The sequence below is a fragment of the Alcaligenes faecalis genome, assembly GCF_002443155.1.
Lineage (GTDB): Bacteria > Pseudomonadota > Gammaproteobacteria > Burkholderiales > Burkholderiaceae_B > Alcaligenes > Alcaligenes faecalis.
Genome location: NZ_CP023667.1, coordinates 3186834 through 3207976, shown reverse-complemented (window position 1 = coordinate 3207976; position 21143 = coordinate 3186834). Strand labels below are relative to the sequence as shown.

The 21143-nt window shown below is 57.4% G+C and carries 17 protein-coding genes and 1 riboswitch; of the genes, 12 read left to right on the top strand and 5 right to left on the bottom strand.

Annotated features, from left to right (window positions below; translation table 11 throughout):
• Positions 1–43: 43 nt before the first annotated feature.
• The 3 genes from CPY64_RS14960 to CPY64_RS14950 are packed head-to-tail and all read right to left on the bottom strand — an operon-like array spanning position 44 to position 2412.
• Positions 44–739 carry a 5'-methylthioadenosine/adenosylhomocysteine nucleosidase gene (locus CPY64_RS14960; protein WP_042486639.1) on the bottom strand — a complete coding sequence of 232 codons (696 nt, stop codon included), beginning with the start codon at positions 737–739 and terminating at the stop codon, positions 44–46.
• Between the two features lie 40 nt (positions 740–779).
• A complete protein-coding gene (gene thiD, locus CPY64_RS14955; RefSeq protein ID WP_042486637.1) occupies positions 780–1598 on the bottom strand; it encodes a bifunctional hydroxymethylpyrimidine kinase/phosphomethylpyrimidine kinase in 819 nt (272 codons plus the stop codon).
• A gap of 7 nt (positions 1599–1605) precedes the next feature.
• Positions 1606–2412 carry a thiazole synthase gene (locus CPY64_RS14950; protein WP_042486634.1) on the bottom strand — a complete coding sequence of 269 codons (807 nt, stop codon included), beginning with the start codon at positions 2410–2412 and terminating at the stop codon, positions 1606–1608.
• Positions 2413–3090: 678 nt separating this feature from the next.
• On the opposite strand from CPY64_RS14950, the gene CPY64_RS14945 reads away from it, so the two are divergent.
• The 11 genes from CPY64_RS14945 to CPY64_RS14895 all read left to right on the top strand — a co-directional run bounded on the left by CPY64_RS14945 (position 3091) and on the right by CPY64_RS14895 (position 13969).
• The gene (locus CPY64_RS14945; RefSeq protein ID WP_052362982.1) at positions 3091–3432 is read left to right on the top strand and encodes a hypothetical protein; all 342 of its coding nucleotides are present in this window, start codon (positions 3091–3093) and stop codon (positions 3430–3432) included.
• Between the two features lie 109 nt (positions 3433–3541).
• A complete protein-coding gene (locus CPY64_RS14940; RefSeq protein ID WP_052362981.1) occupies positions 3542–3880 on the top strand; it encodes a hypothetical protein in 339 nt (112 codons plus the stop codon).
• Positions 3877–4815 (top strand): CorA family divalent cation transporter, encoded by a 939-nt coding sequence (locus CPY64_RS14935; RefSeq protein ID WP_042486631.1) that lies wholly within the window; start codon positions 3877–3879, stop codon positions 4813–4815. Before CPY64_RS14940 ends, CPY64_RS14935 begins: the two co-directional genes overlap by 4 nt.
• Before the next feature lie 63 nt (positions 4816–4878).
• Complete coding sequence (locus CPY64_RS14930; RefSeq protein WP_042486628.1) at positions 4879–5178, top strand: hypothetical protein; 300 nt, start codon at positions 4879–4881, stop codon at positions 5176–5178.
• A 3-nt stretch (positions 5179–5181) separates the two neighbouring features.
• Positions 5182–6135 carry a magnesium transporter CorA family protein gene (locus CPY64_RS14925; protein ID WP_042486625.1) on the top strand — a complete coding sequence of 318 codons (954 nt, stop codon included), beginning with the start codon at positions 5182–5184 and terminating at the stop codon, positions 6133–6135.
• The gene (locus tag CPY64_RS14920; protein ID WP_042486622.1) at positions 6132–7034 is read left to right on the top strand and encodes a CorA family divalent cation transporter; all 903 of its coding nucleotides are present in this window, start codon (positions 6132–6134) and stop codon (positions 7032–7034) included. The genes CPY64_RS14925 and CPY64_RS14920 overlap by 4 nt, the downstream gene beginning before the upstream one ends.
• A 248-nt stretch (positions 7035–7282) precedes the next feature.
• Complete coding sequence (locus tag CPY64_RS14915; protein ID WP_052362980.1) at positions 7283–8998, top strand: porin; 1716 nt, start codon at positions 7283–7285, stop codon at positions 8996–8998.
• A 383-nt stretch (positions 8999–9381) separates the two neighbouring features.
• Positions 9382–9699, top strand: a complete 318-nt coding sequence (locus CPY64_RS14910) for a hypothetical protein (RefSeq protein ID WP_042486618.1) — start codon at positions 9382–9384, stop codon at positions 9697–9699.
• A 287-nt stretch (positions 9700–9986) separates the two neighbouring features.
• On the top strand, positions 9987–10499 hold the full coding sequence (locus CPY64_RS14905; RefSeq protein WP_042486616.1) for a sigma-70 family RNA polymerase sigma factor: 513 nt from the start codon (positions 9987–9989) through the stop codon (positions 10497–10499).
• A gap of 5 nt (positions 10500–10504) precedes the next feature.
• Positions 10505–11482 carry a FecR family protein gene (locus CPY64_RS14900; RefSeq protein WP_042486612.1) on the top strand — a complete coding sequence of 326 codons (978 nt, stop codon included), beginning with the start codon at positions 10505–10507 and terminating at the stop codon, positions 11480–11482.
• A 63-nt stretch (positions 11483–11545) separates the two neighbouring features.
• Positions 11546–13969 carry a TonB-dependent siderophore receptor gene (locus tag CPY64_RS14895; RefSeq protein WP_226791385.1) on the top strand — a complete coding sequence of 808 codons (2424 nt, stop codon included), beginning with the start codon at positions 11546–11548 and terminating at the stop codon, positions 13967–13969.
• A gap of 18 nt (positions 13970–13987) precedes the next feature.
• Here the strand turns inward: CPY64_RS14895 and CPY64_RS14890 are convergent, their stop codons facing one another.
• Positions 13988–14959 carry an ABC transporter substrate-binding protein gene (locus CPY64_RS14890; RefSeq protein WP_373862637.1) on the bottom strand — a complete coding sequence of 324 codons (972 nt, stop codon included), beginning with the start codon at positions 14957–14959 and terminating at the stop codon, positions 13988–13990.
• Positions 14960–15147: 188 nt separating this feature from the next.
• Positions 15148–16992: a TonB-dependent receptor domain-containing protein gene (locus tag CPY64_RS14885; RefSeq protein WP_052362979.1), complete on the bottom strand. Its 1845-nt coding sequence runs from the start codon at positions 16990–16992 to the stop codon at positions 15148–15150.
• 70 nt (positions 16993–17062) lie between these two features.
• A riboswitch (cobalamin riboswitch) is annotated at positions 17063–17227 on the bottom strand.
• A gap of 142 nt (positions 17228–17369) precedes the next feature.
• Between CPY64_RS14885 and metH the strand changes: the two genes are divergently transcribed.
• The gene (metH, locus tag CPY64_RS14880; protein WP_042486609.1) at positions 17370–21143 is read left to right on the top strand and encodes a methionine synthase; all 3774 of its coding nucleotides are present in this window, start codon (positions 17370–17372) and stop codon (positions 21141–21143) included.

The following is a 21143-nucleotide window of genomic DNA, read 5'->3' as shown; positions in this document are numbered from 1 at the left end:
GCCGATTATAAGCCAGCGCATCGATAAAGATGCGCAGTTGGGCTTAGCAGGACGGCACCATCGCGTGGAGCAAGGTGCTGGCGTTATTGACGGCGATGGGCAAAAAGGTATCAAAATCCATGTGTGCTTCGTTATTGGCATTGTCTGAAATACTGCGAATGCAGACAAAAGGCACGGTATTCAGATAGCACACCTGGGCAATGGCGCCACTTTCCATTTCGCAGGCTAAGGCATTAAAGGTGGCGCTTAACCACTGTATTTTATCGTTACATGCGATAAATTGGTCGCCGGTAACAATTCGGCCCGTATGGACCTGATGGCCTTCGATTTGCTGGGCGGCGGTTTGGGCAATCGTCAGCAGGGCGGGGTCAGCTGGAAAATCAAAGGTATCCAGACGGAAAACCTGTCCCGGTGCCAGCCCCAGGGCTTGCAGTTCCACATCGTGCTGGACCAGCGTATCGGCAATGACGATATCGCCTGGCCGGATGCTGGGCTCAACTGCACCGGCAATGCCGATATTGATGATGCTGCCCACGGCAAATTCCGAGATCAGCATCTGGGTGCAGGCCGCCGCATTGACCTTGCCCACGCCGCAGACCACGGCCACGACGGGCTTGCCCAGATAGCTGCCGCGATGAAAGTCCATGCCGGCGCGCTGGATGGTCTGGGGCTCTTGCAAGCGCTCCAGCACAATCTCCAGCTCCTCGCGCATGGCGACAATAATTCCAAGTGTAGACATAAGACAGGGGCCTTCAAGCGGCCCGATCAAACGGCACGTATCAGGACGATGGCCACAGTTTATGGAAGTGATGCACCGGACCGTGTCCGCTGCCCACTGTCAGTTCCCCCGAACGGGCAATGGCTTCGTACAAGTACTTTTTGGCAGCCAGGGCGGCGTCAGGCACGTTGCTGTACTGGGGCAGCAGGGCGGCCAGTGCAGCCGACAAGGTGCAGCCAGTGCCGTGCGTATTGGCAGTATCAATACGCTTGGCGGGCATTTCGATCATCTTGTCGCCATCGTGCAGCAAGTCTATGCAGTCCGAACCGGGCAGGTGGCCTCCTTTCAGGAAGACCCAGCGCTGATCGCTGTGATTCATCAGGCGACGCAGGCGCTCGGCGGCCTGGCGCATTTCCTTGACGGTTTCTACCGGGCGGGCGTCCAGCAGGACACCGGCTTCGGGCAGATTGGGCGTGATCATGGTGCACTGGGGCACCAGTTGCTCGCGCAAGGCATGAACGGCCGACTTTTCCAGCAGATGGTCGCCACTTTTGGCGATCATTACCGGGTCCAGCACCAGATGCTTGGGTTTGAAGTGAGCCATGCGTTCGGCCACCACAGTGGTGACGGCTTCCTGGCCCAACATGCCGATCTTGACGCCATCAATGCGCACATCGGCAAACAGCGTATCAATCTGCTGGCGCACAAAGTCGGCAGGAACCGGGCTGATGCCGGTGACCCCTTGGGTATTTTGTGCCGTCAAAGCGGCAATCACAGCGGTGGCATAAGCACCCAGAGCGCTCATGGCTTTGACATCAGCCAGAATACCGGCGCCGCCGGAGGGGTCAACTCCGGCAATGGTCAGCGTATTGGGAATCATGTCTCGATCAGGTACGGGAGTGAATCAGCCCTTCGGTAGGGGAGCTGGGGTCGGCATCGTAGTATTTGCGGGGTACGCGGCCAGCCAGATAAGCCTGGCGACCGGCTTGTACCGCCAGATTCATGGCGCTGGCCATCATCACAGGCTGGCGGGCACCGGCAATGGCGGTGTTCATCAGGACACCATCACAGCCCAGTTCCATGGCAATGGCCGCATCCGAGGCCGTCCCCACACCGGCATCCACCAGCACAGGCACCTTGCTCTGATCGATGATCAGGCGCAGGTTCCAGGGGTTGATGATGCCCATGCCCGAACCGATCAGCGAGGCCAAAGGCATGATGGCCACACAGCCAATATCTTCCAGCATGCGGGCCTGGATAGGATCGTCGGCGCAATACACCATGACATCAAAGCCTTCATCCACCAGAGTTTTGGCGGCTTTCAGGGTTTCGGGCATATTGGGGAACAGATTGCCGGAGTCGCCCAGCACTTCCAGTTTGACCAGCTTGTGACCGTCCAGCAGTTCGCGAGCCAGACGCAAGGTACGCACGGCGTCGTCAGCGGTATAGCAACCCGCAGTGTTGGGCAGCAGGGTGTATTTGGAAGGGGGCAGGTAATCGAGCAGATTGGGCTCGTTGGCGTTCTGGCCGATATTGGTGCGGCGAATGGCCACAGTCACAATTTCAGCGCCGCTGGCTTCAATAGCCAGACGAGTTTCATCAAAATCTTTGTATTTACCGGTGCCTACCAACAGCCGGGATTGGTAGCTGGTTCCGGCCAGGATAAAGGGGTCGTTGTTCACTGTTTGGGTCATGGTGGTGCTTTGTTGCGCATCCGTCTTCGTTGACGGATAAAGAATTGGTTTTTTGCTGGGCAAACACTGCAAGAATAATCCATTTGGCCGGTGCCCGCAGGAAAACCCGTACAGCGACTTGGCCATGTTGGTTGGGTATTTGGCCTGGGCACAGAGCAGGCCAAGGATGCGGGCCGGATTGGCGTGCGGACGAAGCAAATATATACCTTGGCATATTCGCCTTATGTTTAAGGCCATGCATCAGGCCCCAATGCAGGCTGGCCCTGCCAGGGTGGCGATGCGAAAATTCTGTTGTTCCTCAAGAACGGGAGTTTTCTTGAGGGATCCGTAGATTCCATGTGCTCTTTCTGTTTTATCGCTCGGACCCAAGCCTCAGGTGTTTATGTGCCTGGGGCTTGAGTCCGATTGGACAAGGTCAGATGCCTTGTCGCCCTGAAACAGACAGTGCGTGTATGGCTGATGCCCATGCAGGACACCCAGGCAGGCAGCCGATATTTTTTGATTGTTAAAGGAGCACGTTCTTGGGCCCTGACCCTGAATCTGAAAGACGCAGCCCCGCGTTCTGCCCAGCGTTTCATGCCCGCATGAAACCTCATTGCGAATTGAGCACCGGCTCCAGGTTCCTCACGGTCTAAGACGTGTGGGGTACCTCTGTGGCCGTGTGCCCAGGAGAATCCCATGCTGTTTTCCCGCCCCCACGATAGCTTGCAGCGCGCTTTGCGCATGGCTGTCGCCACTTGCCGCCCCGCTGCCGTGTGTGACTTGCTGGCCTCGCACGGCACCCTGGCTTTTGCACGGGCTCTGCCCAAGCTCTCGGCTCGTGTCCGTGCCGATGTTCTGGCCATGCTTCCCGAATTTGATCGCAACCAGGTTCACAGTGCCATGCACACTGGCGTTCGGGTGGGGAATCTGGGCCGCCGCCGGACTCATGGCCCCTCGCCCAGCCTGTTCACCCTGTTTCCGCACCGTTACGGCACGCAGGACTGGCTGCGTGAGTATCGCCAGCCCCAGCGCTCTTGAGCACTGAACGCTACCCATTTCTATTTAACCCACCACAGCAGACTGGCCCATGCGGGGATCGCATCGCCATGGACGACTGCTGTGGCTTTCATCAAACCAAAAGAGTGCTATGCCGCAAACCATTCCCTCTTCCTTGAGCAGCAAACCGTATCAGGACAACTCGCTTGCCGCTCAGGTCTGGACCCGCTCGGCGCGTCGCCCCAGTGCCGCGCCGTTTAAGGGCCGCAAGCGTTGGTCGCGCTACGAACGTCTGTCTTTTTCCATGCTGCTTTCTTCGTGGGGCATTTTGATTGTGGTGGTGAGCTGGCTGTTTTTCAGCAACTCGCACCTGGAAACCCGGACCAGTTCCACCTCCGGCTCGCATTCCAGCTTTTACATGGGGACCTCGACGCAATCGCCTGATGCGTCCACCTCCCCAGAGCCCCGTTCTGATGGAGATCAACAATGACGGACCAAGATAAAACGCCGCGGCTCTTTGGCAACGACGGCCAGCCCAATAACTGGATGCGCATCAGTATCCATGCCACCGAGCAGATCGGTGGCCTGCGTAAAAAGCTGGGCGTGGAGATTCCACAGAACTTGCAGAACAGTCCCACTCAGGAAGGCCCTTTCAGCTTTGTGCCCGTGACGTTTCTGAACGTGGACAAGGGGTTGAAGAAAGCCAGCCGTGTGGTGTTCATCCTGAGTCGTGAAACCCTGGTCTCCATTGAACCTGATCCCAGCCCCAAGCCGCTGGCCCAGGCACTGCAGCGCTTGCAGCGCGATGGCCGCGAAAACGATGCTTTTGAAAGCTTTGCCGTGATCTTGCAGTCCATTAATGATGCTGCCGATGAACTGCTGGACGCGCTGAGCCACGATCTGGGTAAGGTGCTGACCCAGACCAATGCCGTGCTCAACAGCCTGGAAACCAAGGACCGCGACTTTGGCGTCAGTGATGTGGTCTCCACCCAGATGGATTTGAGCGAAGTGGAAGAACTCTTGTCCGACTGTCTGGAAAGCCAATTGCAGCTGGCCATGGCTGCCCGCCATGCCCTGGCGCGTTTGCCCGCAGACCAGGAAAAACTGAAGCCCGTTTTCCATACCTTGATCGACGACATTGAGGCTGTGGAAAAGCAGGTGAACTTTGTGCACGATCGCGTCCGCCTTTTGCAGACCACCAACAATATGGCGCTGAACGTGAAGCAGAACCAGATTGTGAAAGTGTTCTCGGTAGTGACTGCCGTGTTCCTGCCCGCCATGCTGATCTCGACCTACTACAGCATGAACTTTGCCTATATGCCGATTTTGCAATGGGAGCACGCCGAAATGGTGGGGATTATTTCCACCGCCTTGTTCTCCATGTTGCCGCTGATCTATGTGAAACACCGGGGCTGGCTGCGCTAGAGCGCGCCGGGTGAGCCCTGGGCTCGCTGCCTTTGACAATTAAATGAATGGGAAGGATTTCATATGTTGAACACACAGAAAATCAGCGCCGAGATGGCAACAGCAGGCTCGGATAAGTTGCGTGGTCTGGTCTGGAATGAAGATTTGAGTTTGCAGTCGGACTCCAACGCGGCTGTCCAGCAGCGCCGTCAGGCTATTGATCGGGCGCGTGCCAGTCGCCCACGCACTGCGCATATCGAGCGCGAAATCATGATTGCGGTGGTGGTGCTGTACATCCTGATTCTGGGCAGCTTTGCTGGTCTGCATTTGTATGGTCACTACATGGTTTCCCCGGAAGCCGAACAGGTACAAAGCGAGGACTAAGCCATGACTGATAAAAAACAGGGGGGCGCGGTGGTGTCCAGCCTGAGCGACAAGCGCGGGCAAAAAACGGCCTGGTTGCAGTTGTCGGCCAGCCGTCACGATGAGCTTGCCGCGGCACAGGCCAAGCTGGGCCTGGATCTGAGCGTCAAACGGGGCCGAGCAGCGGCGGAAGAAGCAGGCTTTATTCTGATTCCCGTGGAGATGGTGATACGCCAGGGCCAGCAATACCGCGAAACCAGCCTGCTGTTCGCCTTGAGCAAGGACCGCCTGATCAGCGTGGAGCAGGACGTCCGGGTTCATACGCTGGAGCGAGTCAGCCAGCAGTTGAACGCCATGGCAGAGGCCGGACAAGCTGCGCCCAGCCCCGCGTCAATTCTGTTCATGATCCTGCAGGCTCTGAACGACCAGGCTCGTGCCACGATTTCCGATATTGCCGAACGTCTGGATGAGCGCAGCGATACGGTGGCGGCAGCCAGTGGCGGCTTTGATACCTCCGGCCGTCAGGCCGGGGTAGCGGATATTGCCAGTACCGCTATCGGTCTGGGTGAGGCCGAGGAGCTGGTCGCCAAAACCGTGGAAGGGCAATTGATGCTGGCTCGCGCAGGCCGTTGGCTACGTCGTACTCCCGGTGGTGAAAGCGCAGAGAACCTGTCCATGTTGCTCTCGGATATTCAAAGCTTGCGTCGCTATGCCCGCTTTCAGCACGACAAGATCCGCAACTTGCAGCAGTCCTTGATGACCACGCTGGATTTGAAGCAGAACCAGGTGATCAAGGTCTTTACAGTGGTTACCGCGGTGTTCTTGCCGCCTACGCTGATCGCGGCGTTCTATGGTCAGAACTTTGCCAATATGCCCGAGCTGGAAATCATCGGCGGTGAGTGGCTAGTCATGGGCATGACCGCTGTATTTGCCTTGGCTCCTCTGGCGTATGTGAAACGTAAAGGGTGGATGCGATGACGGCCCGCTTCAAGGATATGGCTTCCTGGCGGCGCTTGCAGGCCCCCGACCGTCAGGCGCTGGAAGATCTGGGCAAGCTGTATCGCGTGGATCTGCTGCCGCAAGCCCAGGCCAGCCTCGGGATGGCGACACGCATACGCTGCGTGCGCCTGAACGACGAGCAGATGCAGGTGTCCGATCTGATCTGGTGTCTGGGCGAGGACGACCAGCCCCTGTATACCGTGGAAACCGGCCATCGCCTGTTGCGTCCGGGTCAGGCGCTGGAGCGCTTGAGTGCCCAGGAAATGTCCCTGTCCAGCTCCCACGCCTTGGCGTTGACCCTGCTTTATCAATTGCTGGCGCAGACCTCGCAAGTGCTGGACCGCATGGACCAGGGCCTGAGTGTCTCGACCCTGTCCTTGCGCGGCTTTCTGTCCAATGTAGGTACGGACTATTCCCGTGGTGCCGAGGACATGATTGATCTGGACAGCCACATGGCAACCCTGCACAAGCCGCTGTCCCACGTGATGCATTCCATTGATGATCTGGAGCAGGCTGCGCAGCGCTTGCGTCGTTGGGTCTATCAGGAAAAAAGCATGAATCTGGGTCGCGTGGACGAGCTGATTGCCGCCATTGAGGGCATGCAGCGCCGTGCGCATTTCGCCATTGAACGCCAGCGTTTTCATTGGCGCGCTGCCGGTGAGTCCGTAGCCATGAGCGATCTGAACGTGACCAAAGTCTTTACGGTGCTGTGGGCCTTGCTGGTGCCCGGTACAGCCCTGATCAACTGGTATGGCCAGAACTTCCATGTCATGCCCGAGTTGTCTTGGGAAGGCACCATGTGGGTGCAGTTGGTCACCGTCTTGCTGTTAACGGCAGTACCGATCTGGACAATCAAAAAATCGGGTGCATTGCGTTGATGGGAGCGCTGTGTGCCGGCCCGCTGGTGCGGCACGCAGGCTGTTTACTGAAGAACTCATTGAACGAAACAGAGGTGTCGATGGCCGATGACCACGAGATAGTGCCCGCTGGTTCTGAATGCAAGCCAGCGGGCGGCAACTCCTACCCGAATCAATTCGCGATTTTTGTCTTTCCACTGCGACGGTAAACACATCCTTAGCCTTTTAGAGCGGGGTGGCCGTCCCTGCACCAATGTGTAGAGGTCCCCATGAATGCAAGCCAGTTTTACCATCCCGATCACAGCGCCGTCGTACACCAGAGCCCGGTGCGTCTGGTACGCCGCGCCCACTGTGCGCTGAGCTACTACGCCACCCGCAGCGTGCCACAAGTGTTGCAAGCCTTGAATACCCAGCGCCACGGTCTGGCCTTTGATGAAGTCTTGCGCCGTCTGATACAGAACGGCCCCAATCAAATACGGGTGCTGCGTTCCAGCCCCGCTGATCTGGTCCAGGTGGTCCAGACCATGAAAAAACAAACCTGTCAGGTGCGCCGTGATTTGACCATGTACGATCTGGCGCGGGATCACCAGTCACGCGTGCCGGCTCGTATGCTGGTGACTGGCGATATCGTGCTGTTGTCTGCCGGTGATTACGTGCCGGCGGATCTGCGCTTGATCCATCAGGATCACCTGATTCTGAACCGCGCCATTTTGCAGGCTGCACCCGATACGTGCGCCATGGGCGACCGGGTTGTGGCCGGGACCGCACACGGTGTGGTGGTGGCGACGGGTAGTCAAACCTTGTTAGGCGTTCTGATGCGTGAGTCTGTTCCTGTCGCTTCCGGCTGGCGTCGTGTGCTGGAGCGCAGCCCTTTTCAATTGAGCAAAGCCGCTGCTTTAGCGGCAGGGGTGGCCCTGTTTGGTCTGGCAGGGGCGCTGATGCCTGGCCACAGCCATGCTGAAACCTCGGTGCAGCTCTATGGCACTTTGGATGCCGGTTTGGGCTGGACGCGCGTGAGCGGCGAAGGCTCGCAGCGTGACCTGCTAAGTGGCGGGCAGACGGACTCCCTGTGGGGGATTCGCGGCCATGAGGATTTGGGCGATGGGCTTCGTGCCACCTTCAATCTGGAAAGCGGCATTGATCTGGCTGCAGGCCGGGCCGAGGAATCCGATCGACTGTTCAACTATCAGGCCTGGCTGGGTCTGGGCAGTAACAACTGGGGCGAATTGCGTTTTGGACGCCAGTACACCGTGGGCCAGGAATTTGTCTCTGCCATTGAAGTGGGCTCCTGGAAAGACTTTGGCATGGGCGCCCTGATGCGTGCCTCGGACAACTACCAGATCTCCAATCAGTTCAGCTGGCGCAGCCCGCAATGGGCTGGCATGCAGTTAGGAGCCAGCTACAGCGCGGACGTGGGCGAGCAAGGCATGGGAGGCTCTCGCAGCAAACTCTATAGCGTGGCCTTGCGCTACGAGGAGGGGGCCTGGTTGCTGGGGGCCAGCTACGAGAGCTTGAGTCGTGTCGAATCCAATCGTCCTACGGCCTGGCAATTGGGTGCCAGCTATGACTTCGAGGTAGCCCGCCTTGCAGCAGGCTGGAGCCGTCAGAGCAATGGCTTTGTGGGCCTGAATGGTGATGATGGCCCTGCCCATCTGGAAGACAAGGGTTTGGAAGGCTTGGGCCCGGCGGAGTTCATTAACGGTGGCCGTTTGGATACCTGGTATGTAGGTACGGCGATTCCTGTGGGTAAGGGCGAGTTTCAGCTGCAATGGTCCCTGGGTCGTCCGAACTGGAGCTGGGAGGATACCGATGAGCGCGCACGTCGCATTCAGGTGATGTCTGTGGGCTATGTGCATGCCTTGTCGCCCCGTACCAGCGTCTATGCCTTTGCGGCTCAAGGACGTCGCTTTGATATGGAAACGGCAGCCAGTGCCAGCGAACCGCGTAGCAGCCGTGTGGCTTTGGGTGTGACGCATCACTTCTAAATAAAGCACTGCATTCCTGCGCTTGGGCTGATCCTGTATCAGGCCAGGGGGTCCGCAAAGCTGGCAGGTGTCTGGGGATAAGGGAGCAAATCACTTATCCCTAAGTATATTTTTGATGGCTTCAGGGTGATGGAAAGTGTGCCAATGCCAGGCAGACAAGCCCACACACAGATGCGAAAATACTGTTGGTGCAAAAACCCTTGCGCCTTCTTTTTTAACTACTCACGTTTAAAAGTAAATGGACCCTGATCCTTCTTTATGGCTTTGTTCCTGTAAAGGGCAAGCCTCCTTAATGACCAGTCAATTGGACGCTGGACCACAAAGCGGGCCCCTCTGATGAGGTAAGCACTCTTTCTGGGCCCCCGTGTCCGAAGGAGAATGCTATGTTCCACCTCAACCTGTTCCGTTCCGCTCCACACAACAACGCTCTACAAGACGCTCTGCGCCTGGCTGCATCCCGCCAGCGCCAAGGCTACCTGCTGGAGCTGCTGCAAACCCACGGTGCCCGCAAGTTTGCTTACGCCCTCAACGACCTGTCCGGTCGCACCATTGAAAATGCACTGTCCACACTGCCTACCGTGGAGCGCAGCCAGGTCCTCAAGCATCTGTCCCGTCGTGCCAAAGCCCGTCTGAACGATGTAGAAGGCTTCCGCTGCCAGCCCACTCACGCTGTGCTGACCCTGCCTTCCTTTGTGATGTAAGGGTTTGGCAGATGCCCCGGAAACTCGGGGCTTAATCTCGCGTTGTTGGAGTGATCTGTGCATGGATCGTTGGGCGGGCATGGCTTGATAGCGATGCCCGCCTTCTTGTTTCCAGTCCGCACGCCTTTCCCCTTTGTTTTTGACAGCCCTTGCAGGGCGATTAGCTGCTTTTCGGCGATGATCTGTCGTGGCCAGACGACGCTTGCAGCCCTTGCCATCAGAATCCTTGTCTTTTCATGTCATAATTTTGGAATGAGAATGATTATTGATTAGTGCGTTCAGGGTCTATGGACTATCCGTCAACGCCCATCGGGATGGGAGATTTCTATCAGGATCACCGTGGCTGGTTGTTGCGGTGGTTGCGCGCGCGTCTGCATTGCAGCTTTACGGCGGAAGATCTGGTTCAGGACACTTTTGTGCGTCTGCTGCTGGCCCCCTGCGCCGTTCATCATTTACGTCATCCTCGTGCGTTTCTGGCTACCACGGCCAGAAGGCTGTTAATTGATCGCAGCCGACGCATGGCTGTCGAGCAAGCATATCTGGAAGCCTTGGAGGCGACCTTGGCCGAAGGGGCACAAGCACCCTCGGCAGAGCAGTGCGCCCAAACCCTGGAAGCGCTGGCCTTGTTGGCCCAGGCTCTGGACGAGCTGCCCGCGCGAGCTCGCATGGTGTTTCTGAGCTGCTATTTGGATGGGGAAACGCAATCCACCGTGGCCAAGCGCCTGGGTGTCAGCGAACGCACCGTGCGCAATGATCTGGTGCAGGCCTTGCTCCATGTTCAGACCTTGATCCCAGCTTGAGCCCCATGTCCAGCGAGGAAATAGAGCGACAGGCGGCCCAATGGGTTGTGCTCTTGTCTGATCCCGAACAGTTCACCGAACAGGCTCAGGCCGAGTTCATGGCCTGGCGCGCGCAGGATCCGCGTCATGAAGCTGCAGCCGTAGGCATGGAAGCGGTCTTGGGCAGAGTCAGAAAACTGGCTGTACAAGCCAATACCCCCCCTGGCCGCAGTGCGCTGGATGCAGGATTGTCGGCGCGTCCCAAGCTGTTGCGTGATTGGCGTCAGGGCATGATGCTGCTGCTCTGGGCCGTGGTGTTTATCTTGCCGATTCTGGCCTTTGTGTTGCCTTGGTCTCATCAGTCCGTACACACCGCTGCCGGAGAATGGCGCAGCGTGGTGCTGGAGGATGGCACTCGCCTGGAGCTGGCCGGGGCCTCGCAAGTCAAGATTTTGTATAGCAAGCAGTATCGGGATATTGAGCTGCTGGAAGGGCAGGTCCGAGTGGTGGTGGCCAAGCAGCCGGATCGGCCTTTGCGGGTCTTGAGCAGCGAGGCCGTCTCGCAAGCCTTGGGTACTGAGTTTATTGTGCAGGAACAGCCGCAAGGCACACTGCTGACGGTGCTGTCTTCTCGGGTGCTGGCTTATCCGCGCAACCGGGGTCCGGAAGCGGCTCGCGAACTGGAGCCGGGCGATCAGGTGCAGATTAATGCGCAAGGTCTCGGGGCGAATCTTCAGACCGATGTGAACCGCGTCATACGGACTTGGGATCAGCGACAGCTGCTTCTGGAGCATGTGCCTCTGGCACAGGCTCTGGAGCAGATCACCCGCCAGTATTCCGGCAAAACACAGATCAATCCGCAAGGCATGGAGGGGCTGACGGTCAGCGCGGTCTTGCCTGCTGACAAACCCTTGTCGGCTCTGGCTTTGCTGAAAGATTTGTATCCCCGCTTGCAGGTGCAGAACACGCCAGATGAAGGATTGATGATTAATTTCAGGCCTTGATTGCCGCTTTTTTGGGCTCGTGCGTCTTTAACGGATAGACCTTGCCAAAGAAGGAGAGATTTCATGGTCCCGAAGAGTGCGCCGCCTTTGGCGCTTGTGAAGACGACGTTCATGCCCAATACCTGCCGCCGCCTGCTGGGCTTGGCCTTTGTGGGGGCCTTGATGCTGAATGTGGCACCGGCCTCGGCCCAGACGACCCAAGCCTATGCGCTGGAAGCCGGGGATCTGGCCAACCGCTTGAGCCAGTTCGCTCAACAGGCCGGGGTAGCGCTGGTGATGGATTCCTCCCGATTGCAAGGCCTGCGCGCTCCGCGCTTGCAGGGTCAGTATTCCGTGCAGGAGGGCTTTGCCGCCTTGTTGGCCGGGCAGCCGTTTCAGGTTCAAAGCCGGGATCAGGGCTATGTCTTGATTGCCGTGCCCGATAGCGGTGCTTTGGCTGATGACGCTGGTGTGCAGTCGTTGGCCAGTATTGAAGTACGCCGTAATGCGCTGGGCGATATCACCGAAGGTTCAGGCACGTATGCGGCGGGCACGATTGCCACGGCAACCCGTTTGCGCCTGACGCCACGTCAGACACCGCAGGCCATCAGCGTGACCACCCGCAAGAAGATGGACGACTTCAATCTGACCAGTATTGATGATGTGGTGCGCCATACGCCGGGCGTCAGCATCATTACTTACGACAGCGAACGTACCGCCTACGAGGCTCGTGGCTTCGATATCAAGAACTTCCAGTACGACGGTATCCCCACCTTGCGGGATTCGCCTTACTCCGCCGGTAATACGCTCAGCGATATGGCAATTTACGACCGCGTTGAAGTCTTGAAAGGGGCCTCCGGTCTGTTGACCGGCAGTGGCAACCCTGGCGCCACAATCAATATGATTCGTAAAAAGCCAACGCCAGAGTTTCAAGGACACGCCAGTGCGGGCGCAGGTACCTGGGATAACTATCGTGGTGAGGTGGATTTCTCCGGCCCCTTGAACGAGACAGGCTCCATACGTGGCCGTATGGTCGGCGCTTATCAGGACAAGAAAAGCCAGCTGGACCATTACCAGCGTCAGACTTTGGTGCTGTACGGCATTGTGGAAGCCGACCTGACACCGGATACCCGCCTGACCCTGGGGGCGGACTTGCAGGACAACGACCCCAAAGGCTCGACCTGGGGCGGCATCCCGATTTATGACGCGCAAGGCAACTTCAACGATATGGACCGCTCCTTTAATAACGGTACGCGCTGGAGTCGCTGGAATCAGTACACCCGCTCGGCTTTTGCCACTTTGGAGCATGAGTTCGACAGCGGCTGGATGGCCAAGGTGCAGCTCAATCATCTGATCAATGGTTATGACTCCGAGTTGGCGGCGGTAGCTGCCGGTAATCCCGATCCTTTGACGGGCAAAGGCACCTCCTTATGGTCCGGGCGCTACGTGGGCAAGACGGTCTCCAATACGGCGGACTTCTATGCGACCGGCCCCTTTGAGTTGTTCGGGCGCGAGCATGAGCTGGTTGTCGGGGGCGGCGTATCGCGTCGTCGCTGGACCAATGCGTCTTATGGTGAAAACAGCAATACCGATGTCGCGAATTACTACGATTGGGATGGCCGTTGGCCGCGCATGAACTGGCAGCATCTGGGCGATGATCGTGAAGTAACACGAGAAAATGGCTTGTACGTCAGTACGCGCCTGAACCTGCGTGACGATTTGAAGCTGCTGCTGGGTACCCGCTACGCCAACTACAACAAGATGGATATGCGTGAGACGGGCGTATGGGTGCCTTACGTTGGAGCCGTGTACGACCTGAACGACAACTTCTCGGTCTATGCCAGCTACACCAATATCTTCCAGCCTCAAGACCTGCAAGACGAGGGCGGCCGTACTCTGGACCCCTTGCGCGGCGATAACTACGAGGTGGGTGTCAAAGGTGAATTCATGGGTGGCCGCTTGACGTCCAGCCTGGCTTATTTTGAGCTGCGTCAGGATAACTTTGGCAAGGAAACAGGTGGTCGTACTCCATCGGGTGGTATCGCTTACGAGGCGACTCAAGGTGTGCGCACGCATGGCGTAGAACTGGAAGTGGCTGGTCAGCTGACACCGCAATGGCAGATGCACGCAGGCTATGCCTACAAGCTGTCGCGCCGCGATGGTGAAAAGGTGTCGACCTTATCGCCCGAGCATCAGTTCAATATCTACACCACCTACGATTTCGAGGGTGATCTGAATGGTCTGACTCTGGGTGGCGGTGCACGTTGGCAAAGCAAGACCTGGGGGGACGTCAGCCGCCCCGGATCGCCGGGTAAGGTGCAGCATACGGTCTCGGGCTACTGGCTGGTGGATGCGATGGCGCGTTATCGCTTCAACAAGAATTTGTCGGCCACCTTCACCGTCAATAACCTGTTCGACAAGCGCTATTACTCCATGTTCTCCTGGTACAGCACCTATACCTGGGGCGAACCGCGCAACATGATGCTGGCGGTGAAGTATCAGTTCTAAGCCGAAGTAGAAAACCGCTCAGGATACCTGGGCTCGATAGCGATCCAGTTGCTCGCATAGTTCGCGAGTAGCCTCTATCAGCCTGGGGCCGGGGCGGTACAGCGCATCCGGGTTCAGGTTCAGCAAGGCGTGGGGACTTAGCCCCAGATGCTTTTCCCAGAACAGATGGCGTGCGCGCAGTTGGGCCGGGTCACGGTAGGCCATGATGACCACTTGCGGGCGCTTGTGCAGCACGTCTTCCAGGCTGATGGTGGGGGCGACGGCAGCATGGCGAGCATAAATGTTCTGCGCCTTGCAGGTGTTCAGCACATCTTGAATCAGAGGATCGCGCGCCAAGGTGTACAAAGGCTCAGAGCCGATTTCCAGAAACACGCTGACAGTCTCGCCCAAGCGGCTGTTCTGGCGCAGGGCGGCAATCTGATTGTCCAGCAAAGCAGCCATCGGCACGGCGACCTCAGCCGTATCCAGGCTGTCTCCTGCCAGACGGACAAAGGCGGGAATATCGTCCAGTTTTTCAGGAGCGGCAAAGATCAGGCTGATATGGGTTTGCTGTAGCTGGCGCTGTAATTCAGGACCGATCTGGTTGGCTTGCCAGGCCCAGACCTGATCAGGCTTTAGCTCCAGAAGCCGTTCCGGGTTCACGCGCAAGGCGTCCCCAATGCGGGGCAGCTCCTTGGCAGCTGAAGGGTAGTCGCTGGAACTGTCCACGGCGATCAAGTGATCTTGAGCACCGGCGGCAAACAGGATCTCAGTGATGTGAGGGGCAAGACTAATCGCGCGTGCTGGAGCAATGGTTTGTGGGGATTGGACTGCTTGCTCTGTCGCGGCTTTTTGTATTGTTTTATCTTGCTGCTTGCTCTGTACTTCTTGAGTGCTTTGCTCTGTGCTTGTCTGTGTCTGTGTCTGTGTCTGTGTCTGTGTCTGTGTCTCGGGCTGTGCTTGAGTCTGCGCCTGTGACAGCAGCGGGTCTTGCTCCTGCGCTTGCGTCAGGATAGGAAATCCCCAAAGCAGGACGCACAGGGAATGCAAACCCCATAGCCCCAATCCGCTCCAGACAGAGCGCGTCGGGTGCTGAAGACGATAAGTCGCAGGCAAAGAGGGCATCATGCGCCATTTAAGTAAATGGCGCGGCTCTTGTGCAGATCCGCGCCAGAATCAAGCAAAGCTGATTTTACTGATTACATGCGCCAGGCAAAGTTCAGGAACACGCTGGAGCCGGCGTTGTTATAGCCACGAGCCAAGGTGTAATCCTTGTTGAGCACATTGTTCCAACGCAGTTGGGCCTCCAGACTGGAGGTCAGAGGGTAGCTGGCGGTCAGGTTCAACAGGCCGTAGCTGCCCAGACGCTGTTCGTTCTTCGCATCTTCATAGCGATGGGAGGCGAACAGGTACTCTGCGCCGGTTTTCAGCTCACCAAACTTGTGCTCCACAGCCACTTTGTAGTTTTGCTTGGCACGGCGCACCAATTGCTTGTCGGTGTTTCTATCTTTTGGGTCGGTGAAGTCAGCACTGGCGCTCAAAGTGGTGTCGCCCAGTTGCTTCATGGCCGTCAAAGTCAAGCCGGTGATACGCGCTTTTTCGGTGTTGCTGGTCGTGCACTCGAAGTTGGCGTCACACACATAAGGGTTGATCATGTCGCGGATGCGGTTCTGGTAGACCACCAAGCCCAGCTCAGTCGTATCGTCCGTGTAGCGGATATGGCCTTCGACGTTGCGGGATTTTTCCGGTTTCAGATCCGGGTTGCCTTGGAAGCCCCAGTTGTATGGCGAGTACAAGTCCGCGAACGTAGGTGCACGAAAGCCCGTGTTGGCGGCGACGCCTACTGTCCAGTTGCTGGTGATATCCAGGTCATAGCCCAAGCCACCCGTTACCTTGTTGCCATAGCCACTGATATTGTCGTTACGCACGCTGGCTTGCAGGTGATGTTGATTGATATCGCCACGGTAAATCAGGGCAAAGGCATTGGTGTTGCGCTTGTCGTCCTTGTGTACGGTGCTGTGGGTCATGCGCTCTTCCAGACGCTCGGCCAGCAAGGAGACGGTATGACCTTTCGCCACAGTCAGGTCGTTTTGCCAGCTGTATTGGCGTTGCAGTGTGGAATAGCGAGAGCCAAAGGCACGGTTTTCTACTGTTTCTTTGCTTAGCGAGGCATTCAGGCGGCTGGTCCACAACTCAGACAGCTTGTTGGTGCTGGTCAGGCCGTAGGCTTGCTGACGTGTTTGCGTGCTGGGGGTGCGGCGTTCGGACAGGCCGTTGTCGAATTGACCATCCATAAAGCTGTTGATGGCAGTCAGGCCCAGGTGTTGGCCTTGTGCCCATTCATATCCCAGAGAACCGTTCAGTCCGTGTTGGGTGTAGCCATTTTTGTCCGGGTTGTAGCTGAAGGACAGCGGGTTGGTTGCGTTGAAACCATCGCTGGTGCCGTAGCTGGAAGCCAGGCTGTAGTCCCAGCCTTGGCCCGCACCTGAAAAACCGGCGCTGGCTTTGAAGGTGTCTTGCGAACCCAGGCCTACATTCCCCCATGCGCTCAAGGCACGGTCGCCGCCGCCTTTCTTGGTGATGATGTTCACCACACCACCAATGGCATCCGAGCCATAGAGGCTGCTGCCTGCGCCACGCACAATTTCAATGCGTTCGATCAGGGCGGGGTCAATCGCTTGCCAGTTCACCGAACCACTGGTGGAGCTGTTGATGCGCATCCCGTCGATCATGACGCGGGTATGTTGTGGATTGGTACCGCGCAGGTAAATGCCCGTTGTAGTCTGCGGGCCCCCACTGCTGTAAATCTCCACCCCAGGCTGACGCTGCAAAATTTCGGCCACACTGCTTTGACCTGCTTTCTGCAAGGTTTCCTGATCAATCACCGTCACGTCACCCACCACGTTTTTCAGTGGCTGAGCCATGCGGCTAGGGGTAACAACAATTTGATCCAGTTTGGCGACAGGGGCAGTTTGGGCCGTGGCGATCAAAGGCAGGGCGCCCGCCAGGGCGACCATCAAAGGTCTGATGGACAGTAGTGTCATGGAGATTCCTGTGAGATGTGCGTCCCCGCACATCAGTAAGCGAAGCCGCCCACCGTGGGACGGCCATGAATTCAGGGTCGAGAAGCAGGCTGGTATCGGGCTTTGCGCGTAGCAGGTACCGTTGCGGGGGCAGCACGTTTGGCAGTTCCAGGGCGGAACCGCTCACGTTTCCCATTTGACTTTCCCAGGCCCAGGGCTGCATGGGCCGGAAAGCACCTCTTTCCGAGCGGAAAATGTTACATGCCGCTGGGGCAAAGGTTAAGTGTTTAGGGTGGATTCGCTGTACAAAGCGCTACAATTGTGGCGCCAATCCACCATTCTCGCGGCTCTTGCTGTCAGATGCCGTCAATGTCCCGTTTCGTGTTACGGAGCTTTTAGTGTCTTATCCTGCCTTGCCTTATCCGATCTCTGCCTATACGCGTGGTGCCGAGTTTGCGCGCCGTTTGGGGCAGCAAATTCTGATTCTGGACGGTGCGATGGGCACCATGATTCAGCGTTACAAATTGGGCGAGGCCGATTTCCGGGGCGAGCGCTTTGCGGATCATCACAAGGATGTGAAGGGCAATAATGAATTGCTGTCGCTGGTACGCCCTGACATCATCCGCGAAATTCACGAGAAATATCTGTCCGCCGGCGCCGACGTCATCAGCACCAATACCTTTGGTGCAACGGATATTGCCCAGGGTGACTACGATTTGCAGGGCATCAGCTATGACCTGAACCTGGCTTCTGCCCAACTGGCCTGTCAGGCGCGCGATGCCTTCAGTACACCTGAATGGCCGCGTTTTGTGGCTGGTGCCTTGGGCCCGCAGCCCAAGACGGCTTCTATTTCGCCGGATGTGAATGACCCGGCCGCCCGTAACGTCACCTTTGAGCAACTGCGTGTAGCGTATACGGAGCAGGTTCGAGCCTTGCTGGATGGTGGCGTCGATATTCTGTTGATTGAAACCGTTTTTGACACGCTGAATGCCAAGGCGGCTGTTTTTGCTCTGGAAACGGTCTTTGATGAACGCGGTGAACGCGTTCCGGTGATGGTGTCGGGCACGGTCACGGATGCCTCGGGCCGTATCTTGTCTGGTCAGACCGTGGAGGCCTTCTGGAACTCCATGCGTCATGCCCGTCCTATTACGATTGGCCTGAACTGTGCCTTGGGCGCTGCCTTGATGCGTCCCTACGTGGCCGAGCTGTCCAAGATTTGTGACACCTATGTGTGTGTCTACCCTAACGCAGGCCTGCCCAACCCCATGGCGGAGACCGGCTTTGATGAAACACCTGCCGATACGTCCAGCCTGCTGCAAGAGTTCACGCAAGCCGGTTTGGTGAATATGGTGGGTGGCTGCTGTGGCACGACGCCAGAGCACATTGCCGCCATTGCCGAGCTGTGCCGCAAGCTGCCTCCCCGCATTGTTCCTGAAGTTCCTGTCAAAACCCGTTTGTCGGGTCTGGAGCCACTGAATATTGACGAAGAAACCCTGTTTGTGAACGTGGGTGAACGTACCAACGTCACGGGCAGTAAGGCTTTCTTGCGCCTGATTCAGCAAGAGAACTACGAAGAAGCCTTGTCGGTGGCCCGTCAGCAGGTGGAAAACGGTGCACAGATTATTGACATCAATATGGACGAAGGCATGCTGGACTCGGCAGCCTGTATGCATCGTTTCCTGAACATGATTGCCTCCGAGCCGGATATTGCCCGTGTGCCCATCATGATCGACAGCTCCAAGTGGGATGTGATCGAAACCGGTTTGCGTTGCGTTCAAGGCAAGGCCATCGTGAACTCCATTTCCATGAAAGAGGGCATTGAGCCTTTCCTGGAACATGCCCGTCTGTGCCGTAAATACGGTGCCGCCATTGTTGTGATGGCGTTTGACGAGCAAGGTCAGGCCGATAGCTACGAGCGTCGGGTAGAAATTTGCGAACGCGCCTACCGCTTGCTGGTTGATGAGGTTGGCTTCCCGCCAGAGGACATTATTTTTGACCCTAACGTCTTTGCTGTTGCAACCGGCATGGACGAACATGCGACTTACGGTCTGGACTTTATTCGCGGTGTGGGCTGGATTCACAAGAATCTGCCGCACGCACGCTTGTCGGGCGGTATTTCCAACGTCAGTTTCTCCTTCCGTGGCAACGAAGCCATGCGCGAGGCCATTCACACCGTCTTCCTGTACTACGCCATTCAGGAAGGTCTGACCATGGGTATTGTGAATGCCGGTCAGCTGGGCGTGTACGCCGATATCGAGCCGCATCTGCGCGATCTGATTGAAGACGTGATCCTGAACCGGGCCGAACCCAAAGGCAAAACCGATCCGGCGGACGAACGCACCCCCACTGAACGCCTGGTGGAAATGGCCGAGAGCGTCAAAGGCTCCGGCGCCAAGAAAGAGGAAGACCTGAGCTGGCGTGAAACCACCGTCGAACAGCGTCTGATCCACTCTTTGGTGCATGGCATTACCAGCTTCATCGTGGAAGATACGGAAGAAGTTCGTCAGAAGATCGATGCCCAGGGTGGTCGCCCTATCAGCGTGATTGAAGGCCCCTTGATGGACGGCATGAACGTGGTGGGCGACCTGTTCGGTCAGGGCAAGATGTTCCTGCCGCAGGTGGTGAAATCCGCGCGTGTGATGAAGCAGGCTGTGGCCCACCTGATTCCTTTCATCGAAGAAGAAAAGCGTCAGATTGAAGCCGCGGGTGGTGACGTGCGCTCCAAAGGCCGCATGGTGATTGCCACAGTGAAAGGCGATGTACACGACATCGGCAAGAACATTGTGTCCGTGGTGATGCAGTGCAATAACTTTGAAGTGGTGAATATGGGCGTGATGGTGCCTTGTGCCGAGATCCTCGCCAAGGCCAAGGAAGTGGAGGCCGATATTGTGGGCCTGTCCGGCTTGATCACCCCCAGCCTGGAAGAAATGGCCTACGTTGCGTCCGAGATGCAGCGTGACCCCTACTTCCGCGAGCGCAATATTCCCTTGATGATTGGTGGCGCAACCACCAGCCGTGTGCACACGGCGGTGAAGATTGCCCCGCATTACGACGGCCCGGTTATCTACACCCCTGACGCCAGCCGCTGCGTGGGTGTGGCTACTCAACTGGTGTCGGACAATGTGGACGAGTTTTTGGCCGAGGTGCGCGAGGAGTACGAACAAGTGCGCCAGCGCCATGCCAATCGCAAAGCCACTCCGCTGATCTCTCTGGAAAAAGCGCGCGCAGACAAGCCTGCCATCGACTGGTCCACCTACGTGCCGCCACGCCCCAAATTCATTGGTCGTCGTACCTTCAAGAATTACGACTTGGCCGATATTGCCCAGTTCATCGACTGGACACCGTTCTTCCAGACCTGGAGCCTGTTCGGCAAGTACCCGGCCATTCTGGAAGACAAGGTGGTGGGCGAGCAGGCCAAGACCCTGTTTGCCGAAGGCCAGGCCATGTTGAAGAAAGTCATTGAAGGTCGCTGGTTGACGGCAAACGGCGTGATTGCGTTCTACCCTGCCAACACCGTCAATGGTGAAGATATCGAGGTCTACTCGGACGAATCGCGCAGCGAAGTTCTGTTCACCTGGCGCAACCTGCGTCAGCAAGGCGTCAAGCGTGAAGGTGTCGATAGCAAGTGTCTGGCTGACTACATCGCTCCTAAAGAAAGCGGCGTGGCTGATTACATCGGCATGTTTGCGGTTACCGGCGGGATTGGCGTGGATAAATTGTCCGAGCGCTTCCAGGCTGCTGGCGACGATTACTCCGACTTGATGATCAAGGCGCTGGGCGACCGTTTTGCCGAAGGCTTTGCGGAATGTCTGCATGCTCGTGTCCGCACGGATTTGTGGGGCTATGTGACAGACGAGCGCCTGTCCAACGAAGAGCTGATCGACGAGAAATACCAGGGCATTCGTCCTGCACCCGGCTACCCGGCTTGCCCGGAACACGTGGTCAAGCACGATATGTTCCGCGTCTTGCAGTGTGAGGACATCGAGATGTTCATCACCGACAGCTACGCCATGATTCCGGCTTCCAGCGTGTCGGGTTTCTATTTCAGTCACCCGCAGTCCAAGTACTTCAACGTGGGCAATATTGGCCAGGACCAATTGCAAGACTACATCCAGCGCAGTGGCCGCACGGAAGAAGACGTACGCCGTACTCTGTCGGGCGTGTTGGGCTGA